This is a genomic window from Anaeromassilibacillus sp. D41t1_190614_C2 (assembly GCF_015558525.1).
In the GTDB taxonomy this organism is placed as follows: domain Bacteria; phylum Bacillota; class Clostridia; order Oscillospirales; family Acutalibacteraceae; genus Anaeromassilibacillus; species Anaeromassilibacillus stercoravium.
Genome location: NZ_JADMOD010000038.1, coordinates 1 through 1,124 on the forward strand (window position 1 = coordinate 1; position 1,124 = coordinate 1,124).

The window sequence follows — 1,124 nt, forward strand, 5'->3', positions numbered from 1 at the left end:
ATGAACAACATCACCAAAGTATTCCCTGGCGTGAAAGCGCTGGATGGGGTCACCTTAAAAGTGCGCCCCGGCAGCGTACATGCCCTGATGGGCGAAAACGGCGCGGGAAAATCGACTTTGATGAAGTGTTTGTTCGGCATCTACCACGAGGATGGCGGCGAAATCATCCTGGATGGGAAGAAACAGGTCATCAATACGTCGAAACAGGCGTTGGACCTCGGCATTTCCATGATCCACCAGGAGCTGCATCCGATCCGTTACCGTCCGGTAATGGAGAACATCTGGCTGGGAAGATTCCCCATGAAAGGGATCGCCGTCGATAAAAAGGCGATGATCAAGAAGACGAAGGAGCTGTTCAAAGAGGTCGATCTGGATATTGATCCGGAGGTGCTGGCGGGCACGCTGTCTGCATCCAACTTGCAGCTGGTGGAGATTGCGAAGGCAGTTAGCTACAATTCGAAGATCATCATTATGGACGAACCGACGTCTTCGTTGACGGACAACGAGACAGAGCACCTGTTCAAGATTATCCGTCAGTTGCAGGAAAAAGGCTGCGCCATCATTTACATCTCGCACAAGATGGAAGAGATCCTGAAGATCTCGGACGAAGTGACGATCATGCGAGACGGCACCTACGTCGGCACCTGGCCGGCAAGCGAGCTGACAACGGACCTGATTATCAGCCGCATGGTCGGCCGCGATATGACGAACCGTTTCCCGCCGAAGACCTATACACCGGGAAAAGAAGTCGTCTTCAAGGTGGAGGACCTGTGCTCTCCGCTGCCGAAGTCGTTCCAGCATGTGTCGTTTGAACTACATAAGGGCGAGATTTTGGGCATCGGCGGCCTGGTAGGCGCGCAGCGTACCGAGATGGTCGAGGCTTTGTTCGGCCTGCGTGCGATTGAGTCCGGCAAAATCGAGAAGGACGGCAAGCCGTTCAAGGTCAAATCCGTGCGCGACGCGAAGGCGCATGGGTTGGCGCTTCTGACCGAGGAACGCCGCCAGAGCGGTGTGTTCGGCATCCTGTCAATCGAGGACAACACCGTTATTGCGGCGCAGAGGAGTTTTGCAAAGCACGGCGTCTTGCAGGAAGGCAAGCGCTTTAAGGCGGCAAAGGAATCCAA

General features: G+C 54.9%; 1 protein-coding gene. It reads left to right on the plus strand.

Going from position 1 to position 1,124, the window contains the following annotated elements; genetic code table 11:
• On the plus strand, positions 1 to 1,124 hold a 1,124-nt coding region (locus I2G69_RS14015), incomplete at both ends, for a sugar ABC transporter ATP-binding protein (RefSeq protein WP_195560999.1).